The following is a 257-nucleotide window of genomic DNA, read 5'->3' as shown; positions in this document are numbered from 1 at the left end:
GTAGCCAATAAAAAAAAATTATTTTGCACACGGATAATGGCGGAGTGCGCTCATGAAAGAGGGGCAGAAAAAATTGTTATAGTCTCTACGGATAAAACGGTTAACCCCACCAGCGTCAAGGGAGTTAACAAAACAAATGCCGAGCTTTAAAATCAGCACAACAAAACCATCAGGAACACCCCAATTTCATCTGTGCGCGTTGGAAAAGTTCAGGGGAGCACACGAAACGTGATACCATTATTTAAAAACCAAAATAA

Annotated in this window: 1 protein-coding gene; it reads left to right on the top strand. The window is 40.5% G+C overall.

Annotated features, from left to right (window positions below):
• Nucleotides 1–150 (top strand): polysaccharide biosynthesis protein (locus P6709_RS20650; protein WP_442905384.1); only part of this gene is annotated, 150 nt, incomplete at its 5' end.
• Between the last annotated feature and the right edge of the window lie 107 nt (nucleotides 151–257).

Source organism: Jeotgalibacillus sp. ET6 (assembly GCF_029667115.1).
Taxonomy (GTDB): domain Bacteria; phylum Bacillota; class Bacilli; order Bacillales; family Jeotgalibacillaceae; genus Jeotgalibacillus.
This window is presented reverse-complemented; position numbering and strand designations above follow the sequence as displayed.